The organism is Gelidibacter sp., assembly GCF_039916245.1.
Lineage (GTDB): Bacteria > Bacteroidota > Bacteroidia > Flavobacteriales > Flavobacteriaceae > Gelidibacter.
The window spans coordinates 1-5,461 of record NZ_JBDSLS010000197.1 but is presented as its reverse complement, the minus strand read 5'-3'; the positions used below and the strand labels follow the sequence as shown (position 1 = coordinate 5,461).

Below are 5,461 nucleotides of genomic sequence, written 5' to 3'. Positions count from 1 at the left end.
TGGCAAAGTATCTGTCCAGATCCCAATTTATTATTTAAATCAGAAGGACTTTATAATTCCATTGAAGTTTCAAATCAAGAATTAATCAATTATCGCAAACAGCATTTAGGCAAAAGTTTAAGCCTCCAATATAAAGTGCCTATTAAAATGGTTCGTGGTGCTGGACAGTATCTCATGGATCAATTTGGTAGAATGTATTTGGACACCGTAAATAACGTCGCCCATGTGGGGCATGAACATTATGAGGTCGTCAAGGCGGGTCAAGAGCAAATGGCATTGATCAATACCAATTCGCGCTATCTGCACGACAATATTAATGATTTGGCCAAAGAACTTCTTGAAACCTTACCAGCAGAATTAAGCGTCCTACACTTTGTGAATTCAGGTAGTGAAGCCAATGAGTTGGCTATTCGCATGGTCAAAGCGGCCACGGGCGAACGCGATATTATTGCAAGCGAAGTCGGCTATCACGGCAATAGCAATATGTGTATCGATATCAGTTCCTATAAGTTTGACGGGAAGGGTGGAAGCGGCGCACCAGAGCATACTCATATTTTTCCTTTACCAGATGCCTATCGCGGTAAATATAGAGGCGACGCTGCCGGCGAAAAATACGCTGAAGAAGTCCAAAAACAAATCGATGTCGTTCACGAAAAGGGTCGCGGCGTCGGTGCCTTCATAATCGAGCCGATTATCAGTTGTGGTGGACAAATAGAATTACCACAAGGATTTTTAGCAAAAGCCTATAGCTTAATCAGAGCTGCTGGCGGCCTTTGTATTTCCGACGAAGTCCAAACAGGCTGCGGCAGAATGGGCGAAACGTTTTGGGGTTTTCAATTGCACGATGTCGTCCCTGATATTGTAACTATTGGTAAACCATTGGGGAATGGTCATCCATTGGCTGCGGTAGCTTGTACAAAAGAGGTTGCGGAAAAGTTCGCCAATGGCATGGAGTATTTCAACACGTTTGGAGGGAATCCCGTATCCTGTGCGATTGGCACTGAAGTGATTCGCACCGTAAAGAGAGAAAAACTACAAGAAAATGCCCTAAAAGTCGGCACGTTCTTGAAAACCGAACTCAATAAGTTGGCTGAGGAATTTCCGATAATCGGCGATGTTCGTGGACAAGGCTTATTTCTGGGTATTGAGTTGGTGGATGCGGCTATAAATCCATTGGCAGCACAAACCGATTACTTGGCCAATCGAATGAAAGACCACGGTATTTTGATGAGTACTGATGGCCCAGATCATAATGTGTTGAAAATTAAACCACCCATTGTTTTTTCTAATGAAAACGCAGAAGAGTTAATTTTTTATCTAAGAAAAATATTTGCTGAAGATTTCATGCAACTTTAAAATAATTATTATGAGATTAAGATTACTAACTATTATCCCTGTATTGTTCGTCATGGGGTGTAAAACGGCGCCACTTTCAGAAGTGCCAGAACAAACCTTTCATTATAATCACGAAATATTCGAAGACCATAAACTCGCCCCTCGCGCGACGTATTTCGGATTTGAAAATGCCGATCTAAAAGAAAAGGAACAGTCAAAACGGTTCATGAGTTTGAATGGTCCCTGGAAATTTAATTGGGTTAAAGATCCAAAACAACGGCTTACAACCTTTCATAACGTCGATTATGATGATTCTGATTGGAAAACCATTCCAGTGCCTGCCAATTGGGAAGTGGAAGGTTATGACCATCCGATTTATCTGGACGAACGCTATCCATTTACCACGCAATGGCCCGATGCGCCAAACGATTATAATCCGGTTGGCACTTACAGAAAGGAGATTACTTTAGATAAAGACTTTTTGTCTGAAGAAGTTATCTTGCATTTTGCGGGTGCAAAATCGGCGATGTATCTGTATTTAAATGGTGAATATATCGGCTATTCCCAAGGCAGTAAAACCCCGGCCGAATTTAATATTACCAAGTATTTAAAGGCAGGGAAAAATATATTGGCCTTACAAATGTTCCGTTGGAGCGATGCCAGTTATCTGGAAAGTCAGGATTTTTTACGCATGAGCGGGATTGAGCGCGAGGTGTATTTATATACGCAACCCAAAGTTTCCGTTTCCGATTACTACGCATATACCAATTTGGATGACACCTATCAAAACGGGATTTTCAGAAATACGGTTTCAGTAGTCAATCATTCGGATACTTCGGTTAAAAGAAAGGTTTTGGTCGAAGTTTTTGACGGTACTACTTCAAGATATAAGGATGCTGAAATTTTAGATATTGCTGCAAATGCTACTGCTGAATTGGTGTCTGAAAGTATGCTTGAAAAGGTCAAACAATGGTCGGCCGAACAGCCTAATCTCTACACCTTGAAAATCGTTTTAGAAGACGAAGCCAATCCAAATAACAATCAATATATCACACGGAAATTAGGTTTCAAAAGTGTTGAAATCAAAAATGCTCAAGTTTTAATTAACGGAAAAGCCATTTATATCCGCGGCGTAAATCGTCATGAAACCGATCCTTTTTCAGGGCATGTCGTGTCAAAAGAATCGATGGAAAAGGACATTCAGCTCATGAAACAAAATAATATTAATGCCGTGCGTTCGTCACATTATCCCAACGATCCGTATTGGTTGGAGTTGTGCGATACCTATGGTTTGTATGTGGTGGATGAAGCTAATATTGAAAGCCATCCCTTGGCCATTGATGAAAAAACGCAATTGGGTAACACCATGAGTTGGTTGCCAGCTCACGAAATGCGTACGCAACGCATGTATTATCGCGACCGGAATCATCCGTCCATTTATTCCTGGTCCTTAGGAAACGAAGCGGGCAGAGGCGAGATTTTCAGAACCACTTATAAATGGTTAAAAGCACATGACGACAATCGCATTGTGCAATACGAACCGGCAGGAAAAGAAGATTATACCGATCTGTATTGCCCTATGTATCCGAAGCCGGAATATTTAATCAATCACGGCAAGTCCAATTCTGACAAACCTTCCATCATGATTGAATATGCACATGCCATGGGGAATTCAGTGGGGAATTTGCAAGATTACTGGGATATTATTGAAACCTATCCTAATCTTCAAGGCGGTTATATTTGGGATTGGGTAGATCAGGCTTTGGAGTATAAAGATGAAAATGGGAATCCATATTTGGCGTATGGTCATGATTACCATCCCGATTTGCCAACCGACGGGAATTTCCTAAATAACGGTCTGATAGATCCGTATCGCAATCCGCATCCGCATTTAACCGAAGTGAAAAAAGTGTATGAACCAGTGCAATTTCACTATTTAGGGAATGGCGTTGTAGAAATTATAAACAAGAATTTCTTTGTGGATTTTTCAGATAAAACCATGTCCTGGAAAATTTTAAAGGACGGCAAAGAAGTCTTCCAAGGCCAGAATATTGCCCTCGACGTCAATCCGCAAGAGACCAAAAAGATGACCTTGGAAAACTTTCCGAAGGCTCTGTCTTCTGGAGCTGAATATATCCTTCAAGTGAGTTTGATTCAAAAAGAAGATAAAAATCTAGTTCCTAAAGGACATGAAGTAGGTTGGGACGAATTTGTACTTCAGAAAGGCCAATTTGGCAGCACAGCTTCTTCTGATGGAGAGCCTGTTCAGGTAGTTGAAGGCAAAGATTTTTATACCATAAAAAACAAAGTTTTTGACTTTAATATCGATGCAAAGTCTGGCGAAATACAATCATGGACGCATCAAGGGAAACTCATTACCAATGAAGCCATTCGTCCTAACTTTTGGCGTGCACCAACCGATAATGATTTAGGAAATAATATGTTTAAATGGGCGAAAGTCTGGCAAGATGCGACCTACAATTATACTTCAAAGCTCGTTGAAAATCCAAGACAAGTTAAAGACGGTATCACTTATAAAGTGGCGTATGGCTTGCCCAACAATGAGGCCAACGTCATAATTAAATACACCGTCAAAACCGATGGAAGCCTAAACGTTGCTTATAGCTTTAAACCCAATCAAAAAGACCTTCCAAATCTGCCACGTTTAGGAATGTACATGACCTTGCCAAAAGACTTTACAGACATTTCTTGGTACGGAAAAGGCGAAACAGAAAGTTATTGGGATCGAAAAACAGGTGTAAAAACGGGAGTGTATTCCGGAAAAGTCGTTGACCATTTCGAGCGGTATCTGCGTCCACAAGAAACTGGGAATAAAACCGACGTGCGTTGGGTAAAGGTGTCTTCCGACAATTTGAATTTAAAAGCATCCAGCAACATTCTGCTCAATACCAGTGTGTGGCCATTTGCGATGTCAGAAATTGATTTTAACAGTGATGATGCGAGTGAATCAGCTTCTGGATTGGTGCCTGTGACTTCAAAACATGGCGCAGACATTAAAATTGGAGAAATAGTAACTTGGAACATTGATTACCTGCAAATGGGCGTTGGTGGCGATACCTCATGGGGACGCTTAGTGCATCCTGAATATACCATTCCAGCGAATAAGGTTTACGAATATTCATTTGAGATTAAACCTTATAATTAATTTTTAATAAACTCTAGCTGGGGAGAAAGTAAAGGGCTTTGGCCAAACCGTCCTTAGGATTGTGGTTTGGGCTAAAGCCCTTTGTTGTTATGCGTATTAATGCCCCGAGCTGAAGTTTGGGGTTATTTATTAGTGATCCTTGGCAATTAATAAGTTAGGAGTTTCAAGACGCGAATTTGAGATGAACAAGATGAATTTGCAGTGGAAGAGGAATTTTTAATATTGTGATAACATCCTTTTTTTAAGTTGGTCAAATTCATCTTCTGATAGTATTCCCTTTACTTTAAGATCATGGAGTTTTGTTAATTCGTCGGCAATAGATGATTTCGGGTTTTGACGACCATCAATTGTGCCTGCAAACTGTAGCGCTTGTTCTTGTATTTGTGATTGTCTATACTGATCTTGACATTTTGTTATCGTGTCTTTTAATAGTCTTGGTTTCTCAACCATCTTGTGGGTGGTTGAGCCCATTTCAGCGGCAGTTTGAATTTGAACATCGCCGTAACCAAAAACGCGTCCAATGAAGGGTTGATGGTATGAAACATTGTTTATTTTGTCTAATGGACTTTCTTTTGAATTTACCGAAAACACGCCGTATTCATCAATGATTCTTAAATTCGTTACAACCCAAATATTAGTTTGTCGGTCCATAAATTTGTAAGTGAACCATATGATCGTCAATGCAGTTCCAATATGACAAAATATGCCGTATGCTGTTTTAAAAGTTATCAAGGAGAGGGTTAAAAAGAGTAAAAACCAAATAAGCGGTTCAATTAATGTAAACCAATGTTTTCTTAAGGTCAAAACGACTTTTTCTTTTGTTTTAATTTCTGTTCTCATTTTGTTTTTAAATTGCCAATAATGTTTAAAGGTACTAGAAGTTGTGAGTTTTATTTGCGAACAATACAAATAGTCTCAGACCAATGGTTTATACAGTTTATTGGCAAATCGTTATTTTAC

At 39.8% G+C, this 5,461-nt stretch carries 3 protein-coding genes; 2 read left to right on the top strand and 1 reads right to left on the bottom strand.

What is annotated here, in order from left to right; all coding sequences use genetic code 11:
• Both ABIQ28_RS10630 and ABIQ28_RS10625 read left to right on the top strand, forming a co-directional pair.
• Positions 1-1,356: aminotransferase class III-fold pyridoxal phosphate-dependent enzyme (locus ABIQ28_RS10630; protein WP_348037080.1), on the top strand; the 1,356-nt coding region annotated here is incomplete at its 5' end.
• 10 nt (positions 1,357-1,366) lie between these two features.
• The gene (locus ABIQ28_RS10625) at positions 1,367-4,501 is read left to right on the top strand and encodes a glycoside hydrolase family 2 TIM barrel-domain containing protein (protein ID WP_348037078.1); all 3,135 of its coding nucleotides are present in this window, start codon (positions 1,367-1,369) and stop codon (positions 4,499-4,501) included.
• 216 nt (positions 4,502-4,717) lie between these two features.
• On the opposite strand, the gene ABIQ28_RS10620 is transcribed toward ABIQ28_RS10625, so the two are convergent.
• Entirely contained in the window at positions 4,718-5,341 is a 624-nt protein-coding gene (locus ABIQ28_RS10620; RefSeq protein ID WP_348037076.1) for a PH domain-containing protein, read from the bottom strand.
• Between the last annotated feature and the right edge of the window lie 120 nt (positions 5,342-5,461).

What these genes read in the sequence shown, in the direction of transcription:
- ABIQ28_RS10625 (WP_348037078.1), top strand. Translation starts at nt 1,367, where the DNA reads ATGAGATTAAGATTACTAACTATTATCCCTGTATTGTTCGTCATGGGG.
- ABIQ28_RS10620 (WP_348037076.1), bottom strand. Translation starts at nt 5,341, where the DNA reads ATGAGAACAGAAATTAAAACAAAAGAAAAAGTCGTTTTGACCTTAAGA.